This window comes from Streptomyces longisporoflavus, from assembly GCF_014649775.1.
Lineage (GTDB): Bacteria > Actinomycetota > Actinomycetes > Streptomycetales > Streptomycetaceae > Streptomyces > Streptomyces longisporoflavus.
This window is the reverse complement of the sequence record NZ_BMTR01000010.1, coordinates 136,332-157,159: the sequence shown is the minus strand read 5'-3', so window position 1 is coordinate 157,159 and position 20,828 is coordinate 136,332. Positions and strand designations below refer to the sequence as shown.

The window sequence follows — 20,828 nt, the reverse complement described above, 5'->3', positions numbered from 1 at the left end:
ATGGAACTTCACGACATCTGGTTCGTGCTGATCGCCGTACTGTGGATCGGCTACTTCTTCCTGGAGGGCTTCGACTTCGGGATCGGCGTCCTCACCAAGCTGCTCGCCCGCGACCGGACCGAGAAGCGCGTCCTCATCAACACCATCGGCCCCGTGTGGGACGGCAACGAGGTGTGGCTGCTCACGGCGGGCGGCGCGACCTTCGCCGCTTTCCCCGAGTGGTACGCGACGCTCTTCTCCGGCTTCTATCTGCCGCTCCTGATCATCCTGCTCTGCCTGATCGTGCGCGGTGTCGCCTTCGAGTACCGGGCGAAGCGGCCCGAGGAGAAGTGGCAGCGCAACTGGGAGCAGGCCATCTTCTGGACCTCGCTGATCCCGGCCGTGCTGTGGGGCGTGGCCTTCGCCAACATCACGCGCGGCGTGGCGATCGACGCCCACAAGGAGTACGTGGGCAGCTTCTGGGACCTGCTGAACCCGTACGCGATCCTCGGTGGTCTGGTCACCCTGACGCTGTTCACCTTCCACGGCGCGGTGTTCGCCTCGCTCAAGACGGTCGGGGACATCCGGATGCGGGCGCGGAAGCTGGCGCTCGGGCTCGGCCTGGTGACCGCTGTGCTGGCGCTCGGGTTCCTGCTCTGGACGCAGGCGGACAACGGCGACGGCAAGAGCCTGGTCGCGATGGCCGTGGCCGTGGTCGCGCTCGTCGGTGCGATCGTGGCGATCAGGATGGGCCGCGAGGGCTGGTCGTTCGCGCTGTCGGGCATCACGATCGCGGCTGCCGTCGCGATGCTCTTCCTGACGCTGTTCCCGAACGTCATGCCGTCGTCGCTGAACGAGGAGTGGAGCCTCACGGTCACCAACGCCTCGTCGAGTCCCTACACCTTGAAGATCATGACCTGGTGTGCCGCCATCGCGACGCCGGTCGTGCTGCTCTATCAGTCGTGGACCTACTGGGTGTTCCGCAAGCGGATCGGGACGCAGCACATTGCTGATGCGGCGCACTGAGGCGTCCGTTCGGTGATCCCGACAGGTGATTGTGCCGTTCCTTGTCCCGCTCCTTGTCCCGTTCCTCGGTTTCTTCGGAGGGTGTGTTTCACGTGAAACCGATCGACCCGCGTCTGCTCAGGTACGCCCGTGCCACCCGGTTCTTCCTGGTCGCGGTGGTGATCCTCGGTGTGGCCGGGGCGGGGTTGGTCGTCGCCCAGGCGATGCTCATCGCCGAGATCGTGGTCGGGGCCTTCCAAAAGGGGCTCGCCCTAGGTGACCTGGGGACGCCGCTCGTGCTGCTCGCGGTGGTCGCCGCGGGGCGGGCGCTCGTCGCCTGGCTGACCGAGCTGGCCGCACACCGGGCGAGCGCGGCGGTGAAGTCGGAGCTGCGGGGGCGGCTGCTCGAGCGGGCGGGCGAGCTGGGGCCGGGCTGGCTGGGAGGGCAGCGGACCGGCTCGCTGGTCTCGCTTGCGACGCGGGGCGTGGACGCTCTGGACGACTACTTCTCGCGCTATCTGCCGCAGCTGGGTCTCGCGGTGGTGGTGCCGGTGGCGGTGCTCGCGAGGATCGTCACCGAGGACTGGGTGTCCGCGGCGATCATCGTCGTGACACTGCCGCTGATCCCGGTCTTCATGATCCTCATCGGCATGGCGACCCAGAACCGGATGGACCGCCAGTGGCGGCTCCTCTCCCGTCTGTCGGGGCACTTCCTCGACGTGGTGGCGGGTCTGCCGACGCTGAAGGTGTTCGGGCGGGCGAAGGCACAGGCCGAGTCGATCCGGCAGATCACCGGCGAGTACCGGCAGGCGACAATGCGTACGTTGCGCATCGCCTTCCTGTCGTCGTTCGCCCTTGAGCTCCTCGCGACGCTGTCGGTGGCGCTGGTCGCGGTGACGATCGGGATGCGGCTCGTCCACGGCGACATGGATCTGTACGTGGGTCTGGTGATCCTGATCCTCGCGCCCGAGGCCTATCTCCCGCTGCGTCAGGTCGGTGCGCAGTACCACGCGGCGGCGGAGGGGCTCTCCGCCGCCGAGGAGATCTTCCAGGTACTGGAGTCCCCGGTGCGGACCGCCGGGACGGGTGCGGTGCCGGACGGCGCGCTGAGTGTGGAGGGCGTGACGGTGCGGTATCCGGGGCGGGCCTCTGACGCGGTCTCCGGGGTGTCGTTCGCGGTGCGGCCCGGCGAGACCGTGGCTCTGGTCGGTCCCAGCGGGGTGGGCAAGTCGACGCTGCTCGACGTAATTCTCGGGTTCGTGGAACCCACCGAGGGCCGGGTGTGCGTCGGGGGCGTCGACCTGGCCGAGGTCGCGCCGGAACAGTGGCGGGAGCGGATCGCCTGGGTCCCGCAGCGGCCGCACTTGTACGCGGGGACCATCGCGGAGAACGTACGGCTTGCGCGGCCGGACGCGGACGACGCTTCCGTGCGGGACGCGTTGGATGCGGCGGGGGCCCTGGAGTTCGTCTCCGCGCTGCCCGCCGGGGCGCAGACCGTGTTGGGGGAGGACGGCGCCGGCTTGTCCGCGGGACAGCGACAGCGGCTCGCCCTGGCGCGGGCGTTCCTCGCCGACCGGCCCGTGGTGCTGCTCGACGAGCCGACCGCGGCTCTGGACGGGGAGACCGAGGCGGGGGTCGTCGAGGCGGTCCGGCAGCTTGCCGTGGGGCGGACCGTGCTGCTGGTGGTGCACCGGCCCGCGTTGCTGGGGATCGCGGATCGGGTCGTACGGCTTGGGGGGTCGGTGGCGGCGTCGGCGTCGGCGTCGGCTCTGACGGAGGCATCGGCCGGCGCTTTCGGGGCTGCCGGCTCAGGGGCGGCGGTGTCGGATGAGTTGGCGGCGCCGGTGCCGGACAGCGAGGTGGCGGGGGCGTCGGGGCTCGCGGGCTCGGGGCCTGCGGAAGCGCCGGTCGGCGTGGTGGGCGTCGCGGAACAGCCCCGCCCGAGGGCCGGGGTCCTGGCCCGGGTGCGGGATGCGGCGCAGGCACGTAAGGGCAAGCTCGCTCTCGCGCTCCTGCTCGGTGCCCTGGCGATCGGCAGTTCCGTGGGGCTGATGGCCACCTCCGGGTGGTTGATCAGCCGGGCCTCGGAGCAGCCCCCGGTGATGCATCTGATGATCGCGGTGACGGCTACCCGCGCCTTCGGGATGGGCCGTGCCGTGTTCCGTTACGCGGAGCGCCTCGTCTCGCACGACGCCGTCCTGCGCATGCTGGCCGACACCCGCGTCGCCGTCTACCGGCGCCTGGAGCGCCTCGCCCCCGCCGGCCTGGGGAAGACCCGCCGCGGTGACCTGCTCTCCCGCCTCGTCGCCGACGTGGACGCCTTGCAGGACTACTGGCTGCGGTGGCTCCTGCCCGCGTCGGCCGCCGCGGCGGTGGGCGCCGGAGCCGTCGGCTTCACCGCATGGCTGCTGCCCGAGGCGGGCGCGGTACTCGCCGTCGGCCTGATCATCGCCGGCGTGGGCGTACCGCTGCTCTCCGGAGCCGTCGCCCGCCGGGCGGAGCGCAAGCTGGCCCCCGCGCGCGGAGTGCTCGCCACCCGCGTGGCCGATCTGCTCACCGGCACCGCGGAGTTGACGGTCGCGGGCGCGCTGACCCGTCGTACGGCCAAGGCGAAGGAAGCCGATGCCGAGCTGACCCGGATCGCGTCCAGGACCGCCACGGCCACCGCGCTCGGCGACGGGCTCGGGGCGCTCGCCACCGGGCTCACCGTGGCAGCCGCGGCCATCGTCGGCGTACAGGCGCTGCACGACGGCCGGCTCAGCGGCGTCGCGCTCGCCGTCGTCGTCCTCACCCCGCTCGCCGCTTTCGAGGCGGTCCTCGGTCTCCCGCTCGCCGTGCAGTACCGCCAGCGCGTCATGAAGAGCGCCGAGCGCGTCTACGAGGTTCTCGACGCGGCCGAGCCCGTCCCCGAGCCCGCTGTCCCCGCAGAGCGCCCGCGGACGCCGTTCCCGCTCCGTGTCGAGGGACTGCACGCCCGGTACGACGGCCAGGACCGGGACGCGCTCGCAGGCGTCACCCTGACGCTGGAGCGCGGGCGGCGTATCGCGGTGGTCGGGGCTTCGGGTTCCGGCAAGACGACGCTGGCCCAGGTGCTGCTGCGCTTCCTGGGGGCGAGCGGAGGCACGTACAGCCTGGGCGGCACGGACGCGGCCACGCTGGACGGCGACACCGTGCGCGAGTTCGTCGGGCTCTGCGCGCAGGACGCGCACATCTTCGACAGTTCCGTACGGGAGAACCTGCTCATCGCGCGCAAGGGCGCCAGTGACGACGAACTGCGCGGCGCCCTGGAGCGGGCCCGGCTGCGGGAGTGGACCGACTCGCTCCCCGAAGGGCTCGACACCCTGGTCGGCGAGCACGGCGCCCGCCTCTCCGGAGGCCAGCGCCAGCGCATCGCCCTGGCCCGCGCGCTGCTCGCCGACTTCCCCGTCCTCGTCCTGGACGAGCCCGCCGAACACCTCGACCTGCCGACCGCCGACGCACTCACCGAGGATCTGCTCGCGGCCACCGAAGGGCGTACGACGCTGCTCATCACGCATCGCCTCGCCGGCCTCGACGCGGTGGACGAGGTGATCGTCCTGGACGCAGGTCGGGTAGTGCAGCGCGGTGCGTACGCGGACCTCGTGGTGGTGGACGGGCCGCTGCGGCGCATGCGGGAGCGGGAGCGGGCGGCGGATCTGCTGGTGACGGCGGCGGGGTAGGAAGGCCGGCGCCCGCGCCCGGCGCCCGCGCCCGGCGCCCGCGCCCGTCGGTCGTGGGCGCCGACTTTCCTCGCTAAATAGGACTAACTACTCTCAAGGCATGCCAGCTCCCTCGCCCTCCGCGGCCTCGCCGGACCCCGACGCCACACCGGGCGCTCCGGGTGCACCGGGCGCTACGGGTGCACCGGACACGCCGAGCACGGCGGGCACGCCGGACGCCTCCGAGGCGGCCGAGCAGGCGACCCGCGGTCTCCAGGGGCTCTCCCCCGAGCTGACCGCGCGGGTGCCGCAGTTGCTGGAGGCGATGCGATCCGTCGGCGCCGGGCTCGAACTGCACACCACGCTCGACCGCATCTGCGTCACGGCCGCCGAGCTCGCGGACGCCCACTACGCGGCGATCGGCGTCGTCTCCGGGGACGGCAAGGGCCTCTCCGACTTCGTCTACACCGGAATCGACGAGGAGACCGCCGACCGCATCGGGCGCCTGCCGGACGGACACAAGGGGTTGCTCGGCGCCCTCATCCACCAGCCCGAGACGCTGCGCCTCGCGGATCTGTCGGCCGACCCGCGTTCGTGCGGCTTCCCGGCCCATCACCCGCCGATGCGGACCTTCCTCGGCGTCCCCATCCGCGTCCAGGGCGAGATCTTCGGCAACCTCTACCTGACCGAGAAGCGGGGCGGCGCCGACTTCAACGAGTACGACGCGCACATGGTCCGCGTGCTCGCCACGGAGGCGGGCATCGCCATCGGCAACGCCCGTCTCTACGAAGCCGCCATGCAGCGCGAGCGGTGGATCGACGGCTCCGTGGCGGTCACCACGGCGCTGCTCTCGGGCAGCGACGCGGAGGAGGCGCTCGCCGTCGTCGCCGAACAGGCCCGCCATCTCGCCGACTCGGCCGCCGGAATCGTGCTCCTGCCCGACGAGGAGGGCGGCATGGAGATCGTGGCCGTATCCGCGGACGAACCCCCCGGGATGCTCGGCGCGGTCATCCCCCCGGAGAGCCACATCATCGGCGAACTGCTCGCCGGTGACGCGGTCTTCCTCGACGACGCGGCCACGGACCCGCGCGTCATGACCGACCTCGCCCGCGGCTACGGGCCCGTCATGATGCTGCCGCTGCAGAGCGACGGACGTGTCATGGGGACACTCGTCACGCCACGCGCGCGTGGAGCGCGGCCGTTCAGCGAGACCGAGCGGACGCTGGCCACCCAGTTCGCCTCGCAGGCCGCGCTCGCGCTGATGATGGCCGAGGCACAGCGCGACCGTGAACGGCTCGCGGTGTACGAGGACCGCGACCGCATCGCGCGGGACCTGCACGACCTGGTCATCCAGCGCCTGTTCGCCACCGGGATGATGCTGGAGAGCGCTCAGCGCAGGTCGGTCGTGCCCGAGGTGCAGACGGGTGTGGGCAAGGCCGTCGACGAGCTGGACGTGACGATCCAGGAGATCCGCACGGCGATCTTCGCCCTGCAGCAGGGACCTGCCGAGGCACCTTCCGGGCTCCGTACGCGTGTCCTGCGCGAGATCAACATGGCCGCCGTGCCGCTCGGCTTCAAGCCCACGCACCACTTCACGGGCCCCGTCGACACCGTGGTCGGCGAGCTCACCGGCAAGAACCTCATCGCGGCGCTGCGCGAGGCGCTGTCCAACGCGTTCCGGCACGCGCGCGCCGACCGCATCGACGTCGTCGTCGACGCGACGGTGATCCTTCCCGACCGCCAGCAGGGCGTACGTCTGACGGTCTCGGACGACGGCATCGGCATCACGGAGGGCGGCCGGCGCAGCGGCCTGAAGAACCTCAAGAGACGTGCGGAGTCACTCGGCGGGGACAGTTGGTACGGGGCCGGCATCGGGGAGGACGGGGCCGGTACGACGGTGGTGTGGCAGGCGCCGTACTGAACCGCGCCCCGCCCCGCCGGTCATCCTGTTCCTACTGATCCTGTTGCTCGCTCAGGTCCTACTGGTCCTGCTGCTCGCTCAGGATCCGCTCGATGACGACCGCGACGCCGTCCTCGTTGTTGGCGACCGTGCGTCCCGATGCGGCCGCGAGCACGTCCGGGTGAGCGTTGCCCATCGCGTACGACGTGCCCGCCCAGCCGAGCATCTCGATGTCGTTCGGCATGTCCCCGAAGGCGACGACCTCCGCGGGCGTGATGCCGCGCTCGGCGCAGCACAGCTCCAGGGTGCTGGCCTTGGAGACGCCGGGGCCGCTGATCTCGAGCAGGGCGCTCGGGCTCGAGCGGGTGATCTCCACCTGCCCGCGCACGGCCTCACGGGCCACGACCAGGAACTCGTCGGGCGCGAGCTCGGGGTGGAAGGCCAACACCTTCAGGATGGGCTGGGTCGCGTTCTCCGAGTCCTCGGCGAGGAGCTTCTCGGCGGGGGCGACGCTCTCGCCGGGCTCCAGGTGGAGGGGCGGGTACGTCGGTTCGTGGTGCAGGCCGCCGGTCCGCTCGACCGCGAAGGACGTGCCGGGGGCCGCCGCGCGCAGGAGGCGGACGACGTCGAGCGCGTCCTCGCGCCGCAGCTCCCGCACCTTCACGAAGCGGTGGCCGCCCGAGCCGTCGTGCAGGTCGACAACGGCGGCGCCGTTTCCGCAGATGGCGAGGCCGTGGCCGTGGACGTGGGAGCTGACGACGTCCATCCAGCGGGCCGGGCGGCCGGTCACGAAGAAGACCTCGATCCCGGCCCGCTCGGCGGCGGCGAGTGCGGCGACGGTGCGGTCGGACACTGACTTGTCGTCACGCAGCAGGGTGCCGTCCAGGTCCGTGGCGATCAGCCGGGCCTTGGGCCGGTGGGGGACGGAGGCGGCCGGGGACTCGGGCCGTTCGGTAGCTGAGGTCACGCCACCGATTGTCCCGCACCTGGCTGCACGGGCGTGCGCTGGGTTGCACATCTGAGTGCCGTTACGCCCCTGCCGTGCTGCCTCCCAGCTGGACCAGGGCCTCCGTGGCGATCCGCTCGAAGAGCTTCTCGTCGGCCGCGAAATCCGTTCCGGGAAGCGGCCAGTGCAGAACGATCTCGTTGAATCCCAGCTCAGCGTGGTTGCCGGCGAAGTCAACGAACGCGTCGAAGGAGTCCAGGGGGCGGTCGGGGGTGAACCCGGTGAGCAAGATCTTGTCGACTTCGGCGACATCGCGGCCGATCGCGTCGCACGCCGTGGCCAGCTTCTCGGCCTGGCCGCGGATGGCTTGAAGTGACTGCTCCGGAGTGCCGTTCTCGAACAGCTTCGGGTCGCCCGTGGTCACCCAGGCCTGTCCGTGGCGCGCGGCGAGCTTCAGGCCGCGGGGTCCGGTGGCGGCCACGGCGAAGGGCAGTCGGGGGCGCTGGACGCAGCCGGGGATGTTGCGCACCTCGGACGCCGAGTAGTACTCGCCCTCGTACGAAACGACGTCTTCGGTCAGAAGGCGGTCGAGCAGGGGCAGAAACTCGCCGAAGTGGTCGGCCCGCTCGCGCGGGGTCCAGGGCTCTTGCGAGGGCTTGAGCAGCGCGGTGGCGTCGAAGCCGTTGCCGCCCGCGCCGATGCCGAGGGTGATCCGGCCGTCGGACACGTCGTCCAGCGTGATCAGGTCCTTGGCGAGGGTGACCGGGTGACGGAAGTTCGGCGAGGTGACCAGGGTGCCGAGGCGCATCCGGTCGGTGGCTGCCGCGGCCGCGGTCAGGGTCGGCACCGCACCGAACCAGGGGCCGTCGCGGAAGGTCCGCCAGGAGAGGTGGTCGTAGGTGTACGCGGTGTGGAAGCCGAGCTCCTCCGCCCGCTGCCAACGCTCCTTGCCGCCCTCGTGCCAGCGGCGGACGGGCAGGATCACGGTGCTCAGACGCAAACTCATGCATCAGAGCGTATGCCCCGGGAGGAGTGTCTCCTTCAGCTCGCGTGCTGGGAGGGGAAGCGTAGATACCGGGGTGGCACCGCGGCGGTGAGCCAGACCCCGTTGGCGCTGACCTGGAACACATGCCCGTCGCGGTGCATCGTGCCCGCGTCGACGAAGAGCACGACGGGCCGTCCGCGGCGGGCGCCGACGCGGGTGGCGGTCTCGCGATCGGGCGAGAGGTGCACGGCGTGGCGGTTCATGGGCCGCAGCCCTTCGGCGCGGATCGCCGCGGTATTGCGGGCCACCGTTCCGTGGAAGAGATACGGGGGCGGAGTCGCCGGCGCGAGACCGAGGTCGACGTCGACGGAGTGGCCCTGGCTGGCGCGGATACGGCCGCCTTCCACGGCGAAGCGTTGCTTGTCGTTCACGGCCACCACGTGGTCGAGTTCGGCACGGGTGAAGCGGAAGCCGTGTGCCGCCGCCGCGGCGATCAGTGCGTCGATCTCCACCCAACCGTTCTCGTCGAGTGTGAGTCCGATGCGCTCGGGCTGGTGGCGCAGGTGCCTGGACAAATATTTCGACACCTTCACCGTGCGCCGATCGTCCATCGCGCGTCGCACGCCTGCCGCCTCATCGGAGGGGGGTTCTCCATTCATCCGTTCAGCCTCGCTCCGAGCCGTTCTCCTCGCACTCGATTTTCGTCCACCGACTTTTCATCCGACACTTTTCGTCCACAGGTTTGATCCACAACCAAGTCGGGTTATCCACAGGCTAATTGGCGATTCTGTGGACAACACACAGACTATTTAGGCGCTTTGGTCAACAGTTCCACTATTGCTATGACTTGCGGCAAGAGCGTCCAATGTCCTTGCCTGAACCTCACGTTCAGTAGCCGCTGCAATAAAGGCGACTGCGTTGGCGCGGCCAACCAGCGCCTCAACAGCGTGCATTGTGGACGCGGGTAGGGCCACCGGGAACGGCTCCTCCGTACGCTGGACCGGTTGGCCCGACGCGAGGTGGTGCTTGAGGTGGCGGGTCGCGAACAGGCGCATGGCCCGCGCGAGTTCGGCGTCCACCGACTGCTGGGCGAGCGGCCTCAGACGCCGTACGAGAGCCGCCGCTTCCGCCGCGTCCACCTCGCTCGGCGGATTGTGACCGAGGTAGCGCGCGAAGACGTGCTCGGTGGTGAACTCCAGGAAACGGGCCGCTATGTGCTCGACCTGTCCTCTCAACTCCCGCAAATGACTGGAGATCGCCGACAACGGCACCCCGGCGGCATGCAACTCAACGGCAACCGCCAGCTCTTGGGGACTCGGCACCAGGAACTCGTCGTCCCGGCCCGGTACGGGTTCCAGGACGCCGAGCGCGATGGCGTCGGCCACCGCCGCCTCGTCCGGCTCGCCACCGAACGCCTCGTCCAGCTCCGCGCGGGTCATCCGGTCGGCCTTCTCGTCCGTCCACGGGCCGTCGACCTCGGCGGCGAGCCCCAGGACGCCGCCGAGCCCCCGGCCGGCGTCCCAGGCCTCGAGGAGTTCTTTGATGGACGCCAGGGTGTAGCCCCTGTCGAGCAGGTCGGCTATCTGCCTCAACCGGGCCAGGTGGGCGTCGCCGTACACATTGGCCCGGCCGCGGCGCTCGGGGCGGGGGAGCAGGCCGCGGTCCTGATAGGCACGGATCGTCCGGACCGTGGCGCCGCTGTGGTGCGCCAGGTCCTCGATGCGGTACTCCCCCGCGCTCACAGCGGCGGTTCCAGCCGGGCTATCGCGCGCAGCGCCCGGGGCATGAAGCGGGAGATGAGGTGGGCGGAACGGGCCTCCGGGGTGACCGGCACGACCGCCTGGTTCCTGACGACCGCGCGCAGGATCGCGTCGGCGACCTTCTCCGGCGGGTAGTTCCGCAGGCCGTACAGACGGGAGGTCTTCTTCTGGCGGCGCTTCTCCTCCTCGGCGTCGACACCTGCGAAGTGTGTGGTCGCCGTGATGTTCGTGTTCACGAAGCCGGGGCATATCGCGGAGACCCCGATGCCCTGCCCCGCAAGCTCCGCGCGCAGGCACTCGCTGAGCATCAGGACCGCCGCCTTGGACGTGCTGTAGGCGGGCAGGGCCTTGGACGGCTGGTACGCCGCCGCGGACGCGGTGTTGACGATGTGGCCGCCCTGGCCGCGCTCGGCCATCTGCTTGCCGAAGAGCCGGCAGCCGTGGATCACGCCCCACAGATTGACGTCGAGAACCTTCTTCCAGTCCTCGGGGCTCGTGTCGAGGAAGGAGCCGGAGAGGCCTATCCCCGCGTTGTTCACCAGGACATCGACGATGCCGTACTCCTCGGCGACCTTCTCGGCGAGCTTCTCCATGGCCTGCTCGTCGCTGACGTCGACCGTCTCGCCCCAGGCCTCGGGGGCGCCGACAAGCCGGGACATCTCCGCCGTGCGCGCCGCGCTCTCCGCGTCCCGGTCGACGGCCACCACGCGCGCGCCCGCCTCGGCGAACGCGAAGGCGGTGGCCCGGCCGATGCCGCTGCCCGCGCCCGTGACCAGGACCAGCTGACCGCCGAAGCGGTCGGCGTGCTTCCCCGTGGCCACACTGTCCTTCGCGGGGATGCCGTCCTCGTTGGTGGTGACGAAGTCGGTGATCCACGCGGCCAGTTGGTCGGGCCGGGTGCGGGGCACCCAGTGTTTGGCCGGGATGCTGCGGCGCACCAGATCCGGCGCCCAGAGTTCCAGTTCGTCGTAGAGCCGCTCCGACAGGAAGATGTCGCCGGACGGCGTGATGAGCTGCACGGGCGCGTGGGCGTAGGCGTCGGTGCGGGGCCTGCGCATCCGCGCGCGGACGTTGTCGCGATAGAGCCACGCGCCGTGCGCGGCGTCCGACCGCAGCGACGACGTCGGGTAATCGCCCGCGGGCACCTTCTCCATGCGCTGGAGGATCTTCGGCCACTGCTTGCCGAGAGGGCCGCGCCAGGCGAGCTCGGGGAGCACCGGGGTGTGCAGCATGTACACGTACCAGGACTTGGCGCCCTGGCCGAGGAGCTGGCCGACCTTGCGGGGCGTGGGCCGGGTCATCCGCTTCTTGATCCAGTGCCCGAAGTGGTCGAGCGAGGGCCCCGACATCGAGGTGAAGGACGCGATGCGCCCCTCGGTGCGCTTGACCGTGACGAACTCCCAGGCCTGCACCGATCCCCAGTCGTGGCCGACCAGATGCACCGGCTTGTCCGGGCTCACGGCATCGGCGACGGCCAGGAAGTCATCGGTGAGCTTCTCCAGCGTGAAGCCACCGCGCAGGGGCTGCGGAGCGGTCGACCTGCCGTGGCCGCGCACGTCGTAGAGCACGACGTGGAAGCGGTCGGCGAGGCGCTCGGCGACCTCCGTCCACACCTCCTTGGAGTCGGGGTAGCCGTGCACGAGCAGGACCGTCGGCTGCGTCGCGTCGCCGAGCTCGGCGACGCACAGCTCCACTCCGCCCGTGCGCACCCGGCGCTCGCGGGCGTTCTTGATCCCCGTGGTGGTCGCTTCCGTGCTCATGCGGCGGCCCTCTCCTCAGCCCAGCGCCGCACATGCGGCAGATCGTCGTCCAGCCAGAACGCGCTCTGTTCGGGGTCCTTGGAGTCGGTGACGACCAGGATCTCCTCGAACTTCGCGCCCGTACCCCTGAATCCGAGGTGCGGTTCGACCGCCCAGAGCCCCGGCCGGGGCGGGTGGTCGGAGAATTTGTACGGCGACCACAGCGGGGACCAGCCGTCCCGGTGGCCATGGATCGCGTCGCTCGCGAGGCCTTTCAGGGACTGGGTGCCGAAACCGAAGACGTGCGGTGACCTGCGGCGTTCCTTGACCCTGTCGACCTTGTGCGCGATGACGCCGAAGGGATAGGCGCGGTGGCGGTTGGCGTAGCCCTGGCGGACCATGAGCCGGTCCACGTCCTCGTAGATCTCACGCAGCGTCCGGCGCTCGCGCACCTCGCGCAGCAGCAGCTCGCGGTGCGCCTCCAGGTCGGCGAGCAGCTTGTCGTGCACGGGGTTGAGCCCCAGGCAGCCCGAGTAGCCGATGTCGGCGGTGTAGCCCTTGTGGACCGGGGCCATGTCGAGGATGAAAGGCATCCCCGGCTCAAGCCGGCGGTTGGTGGGGAAGAACTGCAGCGGTATCCGGAAGTTCACGAACGCCGTGCGGTCCCCGAACCAGGCGAAAGGCAGGTGGAACCAGTCCCGCACACCCCGCTCGCGCAGCCACTCGCGCTGCATCCGCGCAGCCTCACGCTCGGTCACCCCCGGCTTGAGCTGCGCCGCGACCGCCTCCGCACATTCATACGCGAGGGTCTGCACTTCCCTGAACCCCCGTAGTTCCGCGGAGAGTTCACCTGCCACTGCTGAGGTCATGCCACCGTCCGTCCGTGTCCGGTCATCGCGGCACGCGTGTCCGGTCCATCGCAGTACGCGTCCGTAACTTGACACTGATGAATGTGACAATGCTCAGCGGCTACGTCAATAGCTGTGCACGAGCGGGGCCCGGGACCAGGGGCGGCTGCGGGTTCTCCCCGAGGGGTCGACTTCAGGAGGACCCCTACGGGCCCGTAATACCGGAGAGTGAGACGAGGACAGGCCCCTGGTCTGACGCCTGATGTGGCCTGCGCCACTAACTTCGAATCGTGACTGTGATCGCGACCGAAAGCCTGAGCAAGCGGTTCCCGAGGGTGACCGCGCTTGACCGGCTCTCCATGGACATCGGGCCCGGTGTGACCGGACTCGTCGGAGCCAACGGAGCCGGCAAGTCCACACTGATCAAGATCCTGCTGGGTCTGTCCCCCGCCACGGAGGGCACCGCCGCCGTGCTCGGTCTCGACGTCGCCACCAGTGGCGGCCAGATCCGCGAGCGCGTCGGCTACATGCCCGAGCACGACTGCCTGCCGCCCGACGTGTCGGCCACCGAATTCGTCGTCCACATGGCGCGCATGTCGGGACTGCCGCCCACGGCGGCCCGCGAGCGCACCGCGGACACCCTGCGGCACGTCGGTCTCTACGAGGAGCGCTACCGCCCCATCGGGGGCTACTCGACGGGGATGAAGCAGCGCGTGAAGCTCGCGCAGGCCCTCGTCCACGACCCCGACCTGGTCTTCCTGGACGAACCGACCAACGGCCTCGACCCGGTGGGCCGCGACGAGATGCTCGGCCTCATCCGCCGCGTCCACACGGACTTCGGCATCTCCGTCCTGGTCACCTCGCACCTGCTCGGCGAGCTCGAGCGCACCTGCGACCACGTCGTCGTCATCGACGGCGGCAAGCTCCTGCGGTCCAGCTCCACCACCGACTTCACCCAGATCACCACGACCCTGGCCGTCGAGGTGACGGACACCGACGAACACCCCGACGGCACCCGGGTGTTCCGCGAGGCGTTGCAGAGCCGCGGGGTCGCCACCCACGAGGGAAGCGGCCTGCCCGGAGCCGGGCACACCGTGCTGCTGGAGGCGGACGGCGAGGAGACCTACGACCTGGTCCGCGATCTCGTAGCGGACCTCGGCCTGGGCCTGATCCGGATGGAACAGCGCAGGCACCACATCGCCGAGGTCTTCCAGTCCGAGCAGACCGAAGAGACCGAAGAGACAGGGCAGACCGAGCAGTCCGAGCGGACGGAAGCGCGGAAGGAGGCGGTCCGTCATGGCGGTTGAGCAGCCCCCGGCACACGCCGGCGAACAGACCCAGATCCACAACATCGGCTATCGCAACTACGACGGCCCGCGCCTGGGCCGTGCCTACGCCCGCCGCTCGCTCTTCTCCCAGAGCCTGCGCGGAGCGTACGGACTGGGCCGTTCGGCCAAGTCCAAGGTCCTCCCCATGATCCTCTTCGCGGTCATGTGCGTCCCTGCCGCGATCATGGTGGCGGTCGCCGTGACCACCAAGGCGAACGAACTCCCCGTCGAATACACCCGTTACGCGATCCTGCTGCAGGCCGTCATCAGTCTCTATCTCGCCGCCCAGGCCCCCCAGACCGTCTCGCGCGACCTGCGCTTCAAGACAGTCCCCCTCTACTTCTCCCGCCCCATCGAGCACAGCGACTACGTACGCGCCAAGTTCGCGGCGATGGCCTCGGCCCTCTTCATCCTCACGGCGGCGCCGCTGCTCGTCCTCTACGTAGGGGCGCTGCTCGCCAAACTCGACTTCGCGGACCAGACCAAGGGCTTCGCCCAGGGGCTCGTCTCCGTGGCGCTGCTCTCGCTCCTCTTCTCCGGCATAGCCCTCATCATCTCGGCGATCACGCCCCGCCGCGGCTTCGGGATCGCAGCCGTCATCGCCGTCCTGACCATCAGCTACGGAGCGGTGTCCACGGTCCAGGCCATCGCCTACGAACAGGGCAGCACCACCGACGCCATCGCCTGGCTCGGCCTCTTCTCGCCGATCACACTCATCGACGGCGTACAGACCGCCTTCCTCGGCGCGACCTCCGCCTTCCCCGGCGGGGAAGGCCCCTCGTCCGGCACGGGCGTGGTCTACGTGATCGTCGTCCTCGCCCTCATCGCGGGCTGCTACGGCGCGATGATGCGCCGCTACCGAAAGGTCGGGCTGTGACCACCATCAACATCGACCACACGTCACGCTGGTTCGGGAACGTGGTGGCGGTCAACGACATCACGATGAACGTAGGCCCCGGCGTGACCGGCCTCCTCGGCCCGAACGGCGCGGGGAAATCCACCCTGATCAACATGATGGGCGGCTTCCTCGCCCCCTCGACCGGCAGCGTCACGCTCGACGCCAAGCCGATCTGGCGCAACGAACAGATCTACAAGGACATCGGCATCGTCCCCGAGCGCGAGGCGATGTACGACTTCCTCACCGGCCGCGAATTCGTCGTCGCCAACGCGGAGTTGCACGGCCTGGACGAACGGGCCGCGCAGCGGGCCCTCGCCACGGTCGAGATGGAGTACGCGCAGGACCGCAAGATCTCGACGTACAGCAAGGGCATGCGCCAGCGCGTGAAGATGGCGTCCGCCCTCGTCCACGAACCGTCCGTGCTCCTGCTCGACGAACCGTTCAACGGCATGGACCCCCGTCAGCGCATGCAGCTGATGGACCTCCTGCGGCGCATGGGGGACGCGGGCCGCACGGTCCTGTTCTCCTCGCACATCCTCGAAGAGGTCGAGCAACTGGCCTCGCACATCGAGGTGATCGTGGCCGGCCGGCACGCGGCGAGCGGCGACTTCCGCAAGATCCGCCGCCTGATGACCGACCGCCCGCACCGCTACCTGGTGCGTTCCAGCGACGACCGCGCCCTGGCCGCCGCCCTGATCGCAGACCCGTCGACGGCAGGAATCGAAGTCGACCTCAAGGAAGGCGCACTGCGCATCCAAGCCATCGACTTCGGGCGATTCACCGCCCTGTTGCCACGCATCGCCCGCGATCACGACATCCGGCTCCTCACGGTCTCGCCGTCCGACGAGTCCCTCGAGTCGGTCTTCTCCTATCTCGTCGCGGCCTGAAGGGAGCCATCGTGTACGACCCCACTGTCGCCCGGCTCACCTACCGGGCCCTGCTCGGCCGCCGCCGGGCCCTGATCCTCTTCGCCCTGCCCGTCCTGCTGATCGTCATCGCCGCCGCGGTCCGCGGATTCAGCGGCGCCGACGACCAGGTCGCCGTCGACCTCCTCGGCGGATTCGCCCTCGCCACGATGGTGCCGATCATCGGCGTCATCGCGGGCACCGGAGCCATCGGCCCGGAGATCGACGACGGCTCCGTCGTCTATCTCCTCTCCAAGCCGGTCAAGCGGCCCACGATCATCGTCACCAAGCTCACCGTCGCCATCGCCGTGACCATGGCCTTCTCCGCGATCCCGACCTTCATCGCGGGCATGATCCTGAACGGCAACGGCCAGCAGATCGCCGTGGCGTACACCGTCGCGGCCCTGGTCGCCTCCATCGCGTACGCCGCGCTCTTCCTGCTCCTCGGCACCATCACCCGGCACGCGGTGGTCTTCGGTCTTGTCTACGCCCTCGTGTGGGAGGCCCTCTTCGGGTCGCTTGTCGCCGGGGCGCGCACGCTCAGTGTCCAGCAGTGGTCGCTCGCCGTCGCCGAGAAGAGCGCGGGCGGCGATCTGATCACCTCGGACGTCGGTCTCCCGGTGGCCACGGTGCTCCTTGTCGCCGTCACGGTCCTCGCCACCTGGTACGCCGGTCAGAAGCTGCGGTCACTGAAGCTGGCCGGGGAGGAGTAGGCAATTAACGGGGAGGAGTGAGCAATTAATTCGGTGGCGGGCGAGGTGGGGGCGCGGGCACAGTAGTCGTGTCACCGCGCCACGACCCTGGCGCCCGCATACCGGGAGAGGAGCCGACGTGTCCGTCAGTAGTCCGTCGAGTTCCCGGCAGGGCAGCCCGCGGCAGGCTCCGGAGTAGTTACTCACTCCGTAGAGCCCCGCCCACGGGGGAGATACCCGGGGCGGCCGCTTCGAGCGCGCACTCGCTGCGCGGGTCGCCCACCCGGAGGATTGGCCGAGTGGTAAGGCAGCGGCTTGCTAAGCCGTCGTCGGGACCGCCAAATCCCGCGCGCGTTCGATCCGCGCATCCTCCGCAAGACGTTGCACCGATCCGGGGCCCGCCCGCGCGCGGCCCCGGAGAGGCGGCCTCAGGCCAGGAAACGCTCGAGCACCGCCGCGATGCCGTCGTCCTCGTTCGACGCCGTCACCTCGTCCGCGACCGCCTTGAGTTCCTCGTGGGCGTTGGACATCGCCACGCCGTGTGCCGCCCAGCCGAACATCGGGATGTCGTTGGGCATGTCCCCGAAGGCGATCGTGTCCGCGGCCTTCGCGCCCAGGCGGCGGGCCGCGAGGGACAGACCCGTGGCCTTGGAGAGGCCGAGGGGGAGCAGTTCGACGATGCCCTCACCGGCCATCGTGACGCCGACCAGGCCGCCCGCCACCTGCCGCGCCACCGAGGCGAGCTCGTCGTCGCTCAGGCCGGGATGCTGGACGTACACCTTGTTCAGCGGAGCCGCCCACAGCTCGGCGACATCCGTGAACGGCACGGCGGGCAGCGGGCCGTCCTGCACCACGTACCCGGGGCCGACGATCACCTCGCCGTCGAGACCGTCGCGGCTCGCGGCCAGCGCCAGCGGGCCGATCTCCGCCTCTATCTTGGCGAGGGCGATACCGGCCAGCTGCCGGTCGAGCGTGACCGACGTGAGCAGCCGGTGCTCGCCCGCGTGGTAGACCTGCGCGCCCTGCCCGCACACCGCGAGGCCGTCATAGCCCAGATCGTCGAGGATGTGCCGGGTCCAGGGCACGGCACGACCGGTGACGATGATGTGCGCGGCGCCCGCCGCGGTGGCCGCGGTGAGCGCGTCGCGCGTACGCGCCGAGACCGTGTCGTCGGAGCGCAGGAGCGTTCCGTCGAGGTCGGTCGCGACGAGTTTGTACGGGAAGGACGGCGTGGCGGGAGCAGGGTGACTCACTTGTTGATGGGCTCCAAGATCTCTCGTCCCCCCAGGTACGGACGCAGCACCTCGGGGACCCACACGGAGCCGTCGGCCTGCTGGTGGTTCTCCAGGAGGGCGACGATCGTGCGCGGGACGGCGCAGAGCGTGCCGTTCAGCGTCGCGAGCGGCTGCGTCACCTTCTTGCCGTCGCTCTCGTCGCGCATCCGGATCGACAGACGGCGCGACTGGAAGCTGTCGCAGTTCGACGCGGAGGTCAGCTCGCGGAACTTGCCCTGCGTCGGGATCCACGCCTCGCAGTCGAACTTCCGCGAGGCCGAGGCGCCCAGGTCGCCCGTGGCCACGTCGATCACCTGGAACGGCAGACCGAGGCCGGTCAGCCACTGCTTCTCCCACTCCAGGAGCCGCTGGTGCTCGTTCTCGGCGTCCGCCGGGTCGACGTACGAGAACATCTCGACCTTGTCGAACTGGTGCACGCGGAAGATGCCGCGGGTGTCCTTGCCGTACGTGCCGGCCTCGCGGCGGAAGCAGGGCGAGAAGCCCGCGTACCGCAGGGGCAGCTTGTCGGCGTCGATGATCTCGTCCATGTGGTACGCCGCGAGCGGGACCTCGGAGGTGCCGACCAGGTAGTAGTCGTCCTTCTCCAGGTGGTAGACGTTCTCGGCGGCCTGGCCGAGGAAGCCCGTGCCCTCCATGGCGCGCGGGCGGACGAGCGCGGGCGTCAGCATCGGGATGAACCCGGCCTCCGTCGCCTGCGCGATCGCCGCGTTCACCAGGGCCAGTTCGAGCAGGGCACCGACACCCGTGAGGTAGTAGAAGCGCGATCCCGAGACCTTCGCGCCGCGCTCGACGTCGATGGCGCCGAGCGCCTCGCCGAGCTCCAGGTGGTCCTTGGGCTCGAAGCCCTCGGCCGCGAAGTCGCGCGGGGTGCCGATCGTGTCGAGGACGACGAAGTCCTCCTCGCCGCCGACCGGGACGTCCGGGTGGACGAGGTTGCCCAGCTGGCCGAGCAGGCGCTTGGTCTCCTCGTCGGCCTCGTCCTGCGCGGCGTTGGCCGCCTTGACGGCGGCGGAGAGTTCGCCGGCCTTCTCCAGGAGCTCGGCCTTCTCGTCACCCGAGGCCTTGGGGATGAGCTTGCCGAGCGCCTTCTGCTCGGAACGGAGCTCGTCGAAGCGGAGCCCGGACGACCTGCGCCGCTCGTCGGCGGAGAGCAGGGCGTCGACGAGTGCGACGTCCTCTCCACGGGCGCGCTGGGAGGCGCGAACACGGTCGGGGTCCTCACGGAGCAGGCGAAGGTCAATCACCCCACCAGGCTACCGTCGAGCGGTTCCGGCTCTCGACTCGGTATTTCATTCTGTGGCGTTATGGTTGATTTGCCGGAATGGGAATTCCGGAAGGCACCCCGCCTCGCGGGTCGTCCCGTGGTCGCCCAGTACATCAGCACACCCCGGTCAATCGAAAGGTCGTCACTCCCCGGAACGGGGCAGAGGGGACGCGCCCCGTTGACTCGATCCCCTTGCGGGGAGCGGGACTTGGCGGGCCGGTTGTCCACAGGAATATCCACTCCGGAAAAGTTATCCACAGGCTGTGCGAAAGATCTGTGGATGCCTGAAGAGATCGTTCCGAAAGCCGCATGCGCGGCGAAGGATTCCGGTCCCAAACCACCCTCACAACCACTTTCGAGTGGAAATGGTTCGCCCCAAAGAGTTGATCAATGGAAAAGGGTGGACGAGGGGTGACGTGCGAGGCTGTGGACGGACTTGTGGGGTGTAGGCCGATTTGTCGACCATGTCATGCTTCGTTGTCGACTTGTCCCCAGGTCGAGAACAGGGCCTGTGGATAACTTTGTGGACAACGTAAATCAGCAGGTAAGACCGCTTACGACAGCACAGGTAAGACCGCTGACGACGGCACAGGCAAGACCACTGACGACGTCGCGGGTAACACCGACGGCCACGTCGCGGCCAAGGCAGTCGACGACGCTCAGAACCGGCCGTCCTGGCACTGGGTCAGCCAGTCCGACGCGGCCAGGAACTCGCCGTCGGTCGTACCGGGCCGCAGCGGCCGCACGTCGGCGGGCGCCACCCCCGCCCGGGGATACGACCCGAGGAAGCGCACCTGCGGGCAGATCCGCTTGAGCCCCATCAGCGCCTCGCCCACACGGCGGTCGGTGATGTGGCCCTCCGCGTCCACGGAGAAGCAGTAGTTGCCGATGCGCTTGCCGGTGGGCCGCGATTCGATCCGCATCAGGTTGACCCCGCGTACGGCGAACTCCTGGAGCAGTTCGAGCAGGGCGCCGGGGTGGTCGTCGCCGAGCCAGATGACCACCGAGGTCTTGTCCGCACCGGTCGGCGCGGCGGGCCGGGCCGGGCGGCCGACCAGGACGAAGCGGGTCTCGGCGGTCGCCGCGTCGTGGATCTCGCGGACCAGCGGTTCGAGGCCGTACGTCGCCGCCGCGAACTCGCCCGCGAAGGCCGCGTCGAAGCGCCCCTCCTGCACCAGACGGGCGCCGTCCGCGTTCGAGGCCGCCGATTCCCACAGGGCGTCGGGGAGGTTCGCGGCGAGCCAGTTGCGGACCTGCGGCTGGGCCACGGGGTGGCCGGTCACCGTCTTGATGTCCTTGATCTGCGTACCCGGCCGTACGAGCAGGGCAAAGGCGATCGGCAGGACGACCTCGCGGTAGATCATCAAGGGTGCGCCCTTGGCGAGCTCGTCGACGGTGGTCGTGACGCCGCCCTCGACGGAGTTCTCGATCGGCACGAGCGCCGCCGCCGCGTCACCCGTGCGGACCGCGTCGAGCGCGGCCGGCACGGACACCATCGGGACGAGCTCCCTGGTGGCCGCTTCCGGGAGCGTGCGGAGGGCCGCTTCGGTGAAGGTGCCCTCGGGTCCGAGATAGGTGTAGCGCATCGCCGACATACCGTCACCCTA

General features: G+C 70.0%; 16 protein-coding genes and 1 tRNA gene. 8 read left to right on the top strand and 9 right to left on the bottom strand.

Annotated elements, in window-relative coordinates; all coding sequences use genetic code 11:
• The 3 genes from cydB to IE226_RS21520 all read left to right on the top strand — a co-directional run bounded on the left by cydB (nt 1) and on the right by IE226_RS21520 (nt 6,582).
• Nucleotides 1-1,005 (top strand): cytochrome d ubiquinol oxidase subunit II, encoded by a 1,005-nt coding sequence (gene cydB, locus IE226_RS21530; RefSeq protein ID WP_190082938.1) that lies wholly within the window; start codon nt 1-3, stop codon nt 1,003-1,005.
• Between the two features lie 92 nt (nt 1,006-1,097).
• Complete coding sequence (gene cydD, locus IE226_RS21525; RefSeq protein ID WP_190082937.1) at nt 1,098-4,682, top strand: thiol reductant ABC exporter subunit CydD; 3,585 nt, start codon at nt 1,098-1,100, stop codon at nt 4,680-4,682.
• Nucleotides 4,683-4,782: 100 nt separating this feature from the next.
• Entirely contained in the window at nt 4,783-6,582 is a 1,800-nt protein-coding gene (locus tag IE226_RS21520; RefSeq protein ID WP_190082936.1) for a GAF domain-containing sensor histidine kinase, read from the top strand.
• A gap of 58 nt (nt 6,583-6,640) precedes the next feature.
• Here IE226_RS21520 and IE226_RS21515 read toward each other — a convergent pair whose 3' ends face one another.
• From IE226_RS21515 to IE226_RS21490, 6 genes are all read right to left on the bottom strand, one after another.
• On the bottom strand, nt 6,641-7,528 hold the full coding sequence (locus IE226_RS21515) for a Cof-type HAD-IIB family hydrolase (protein WP_229871395.1): 888 nt from the start codon (nt 7,526-7,528) through the stop codon (nt 6,641-6,643).
• Nucleotides 7,529-7,589: 61 nt separating this feature from the next.
• Nucleotides 7,590-8,513: an LLM class flavin-dependent oxidoreductase gene (locus IE226_RS21510; protein WP_190082934.1), complete on the bottom strand. Its 924-nt coding sequence runs from the start codon at nt 8,511-8,513 to the stop codon at nt 7,590-7,592.
• A 35-nt stretch (nt 8,514-8,548) separates the two neighbouring features.
• Nucleotides 8,549-9,103, bottom strand: coding sequence for an RNA 2'-phosphotransferase (locus IE226_RS21505; RefSeq protein ID WP_190083104.1), 555 nt, complete (start codon nt 9,101-9,103; stop codon nt 8,549-8,551).
• Nucleotides 9,104-9,301: 198 nt separating this feature from the next.
• On the bottom strand, nt 9,302-10,234 hold the full coding sequence (locus IE226_RS21500) for a MerR family transcriptional regulator (protein ID WP_190082933.1): 933 nt from the start codon (nt 10,232-10,234) through the stop codon (nt 9,302-9,304).
• Complete coding sequence (locus IE226_RS21495) at nt 10,231-12,012, bottom strand: SDR family oxidoreductase (protein ID WP_190082932.1); 1,782 nt, start codon at nt 12,010-12,012, stop codon at nt 10,231-10,233. Before IE226_RS21495 ends, IE226_RS21500 begins: the two co-directional genes overlap by 4 nt.
• Nucleotides 12,009-12,860, bottom strand: coding sequence for a M24 family metallopeptidase (locus IE226_RS21490; protein WP_190082931.1), 852 nt, complete (start codon nt 12,858-12,860; stop codon nt 12,009-12,011). The genes IE226_RS21495 and IE226_RS21490 overlap by 4 nt, the downstream gene beginning before the upstream one ends.
• Nucleotides 12,861-13,135: 275 nt before the next feature.
• Here IE226_RS21490 and IE226_RS21485 point away from each other — a divergent pair, with 275 nt between their 5' ends.
• The 5 genes from IE226_RS21485 (at nt 13,136) to IE226_RS21465 (ending at nt 17,036) form a co-directional block, all read left to right on the top strand.
• Nucleotides 13,136-14,146 (top strand): ABC transporter ATP-binding protein, encoded by a 1,011-nt coding sequence (locus tag IE226_RS21485; protein ID WP_229871446.1) that lies wholly within the window; start codon nt 13,136-13,138, stop codon nt 14,144-14,146.
• Nucleotides 14,136-15,044 (top strand): ABC transporter permease, encoded by a 909-nt coding sequence (locus IE226_RS21480; protein ID WP_190082929.1) that lies wholly within the window; start codon nt 14,136-14,138, stop codon nt 15,042-15,044. Before IE226_RS21485 ends, IE226_RS21480 begins: the two co-directional genes overlap by 11 nt.
• The gene (locus tag IE226_RS21475) at nt 15,041-15,952 is read left to right on the top strand and encodes an ABC transporter ATP-binding protein (protein WP_190082928.1); all 912 of its coding nucleotides are present in this window, start codon (nt 15,041-15,043) and stop codon (nt 15,950-15,952) included. Before IE226_RS21480 ends, IE226_RS21475 begins: the two co-directional genes overlap by 4 nt.
• 11 nt (nt 15,953-15,963) lie before the next feature.
• Nucleotides 15,964-16,683, top strand: coding sequence for an ABC transporter permease (locus tag IE226_RS21470; protein WP_190082927.1), 720 nt, complete (start codon nt 15,964-15,966; stop codon nt 16,681-16,683).
• A 264-nt stretch (nt 16,684-16,947) separates the two neighbouring features.
• Nucleotides 16,948-17,036: transfer RNA gene (locus IE226_RS21465), tRNA-Ser, on the top strand.
• A gap of 54 nt (nt 17,037-17,090) precedes the next feature.
• On the opposite strand, the gene IE226_RS21460 is transcribed toward IE226_RS21465, so the two are convergent.
• The 3 genes from IE226_RS21460 to pheA form a co-directional block, all read right to left on the bottom strand.
• Nucleotides 17,091-17,915, bottom strand: a complete 825-nt coding sequence (locus IE226_RS21460; RefSeq protein ID WP_190082926.1) for an HAD family hydrolase — start codon at nt 17,913-17,915, stop codon at nt 17,091-17,093.
• Nucleotides 17,912-19,201, bottom strand: a complete 1,290-nt coding sequence (serS, locus tag IE226_RS21455) for a serine--tRNA ligase (protein WP_190082925.1) — start codon at nt 19,199-19,201, stop codon at nt 17,912-17,914. Before serS ends, IE226_RS21460 begins: the two co-directional genes overlap by 4 nt.
• A gap of 679 nt (nt 19,202-19,880) precedes the next feature.
• Nucleotides 19,881-20,816, bottom strand: a complete 936-nt coding sequence (gene pheA, locus IE226_RS21450) for a prephenate dehydratase (RefSeq protein WP_190082924.1) — start codon at nt 20,814-20,816, stop codon at nt 19,881-19,883.
• Between the last annotated feature and the right edge of the window lie 12 nt (nt 20,817-20,828).

What these genes read in the sequence shown, in the direction of transcription:
- IE226_RS21490 (WP_190082931.1), bottom strand. Translation starts at nt 12,860, where the DNA reads ATGACCTCAGCAGTGGCAGGTGAACTCTCCGCGGAACTACGGGGGTTC.
- IE226_RS21510 (WP_190082934.1), bottom strand. Translation starts at nt 8,513, where the DNA reads ATGAGTTTGCGTCTGAGCACCGTGATCCTGCCCGTCCGCCGCTGGCAC.
- cydB (WP_190082938.1), top strand. Translation starts at nt 1, where the DNA reads ATGGAACTTCACGACATCTGGTTCGTGCTGATCGCCGTACTGTGGATC.
- IE226_RS21505 (WP_190083104.1), bottom strand. Translation starts at nt 9,103, where the DNA reads ATGGACGATCGGCGCACGGTGAAGGTGTCGAAATATTTGTCCAGGCAC.
- IE226_RS21520 (WP_190082936.1), top strand. Translation starts at nt 4,783, where the DNA reads ATGCCAGCTCCCTCGCCCTCCGCGGCCTCGCCGGACCCCGACGCCACA.
- IE226_RS21480 (WP_190082929.1), top strand. Translation starts at nt 14,136, where the DNA reads ATGGCGGTTGAGCAGCCCCCGGCACACGCCGGCGAACAGACCCAGATC.
- pheA (WP_190082924.1), bottom strand. Translation starts at nt 20,816, where the DNA reads ATGTCGGCGATGCGCTACACCTATCTCGGACCCGAGGGCACCTTCACC.
- IE226_RS21495 (WP_190082932.1), bottom strand. Translation starts at nt 12,012, where the DNA reads ATGAGCACGGAAGCGACCACCACGGGGATCAAGAACGCCCGCGAGCGC.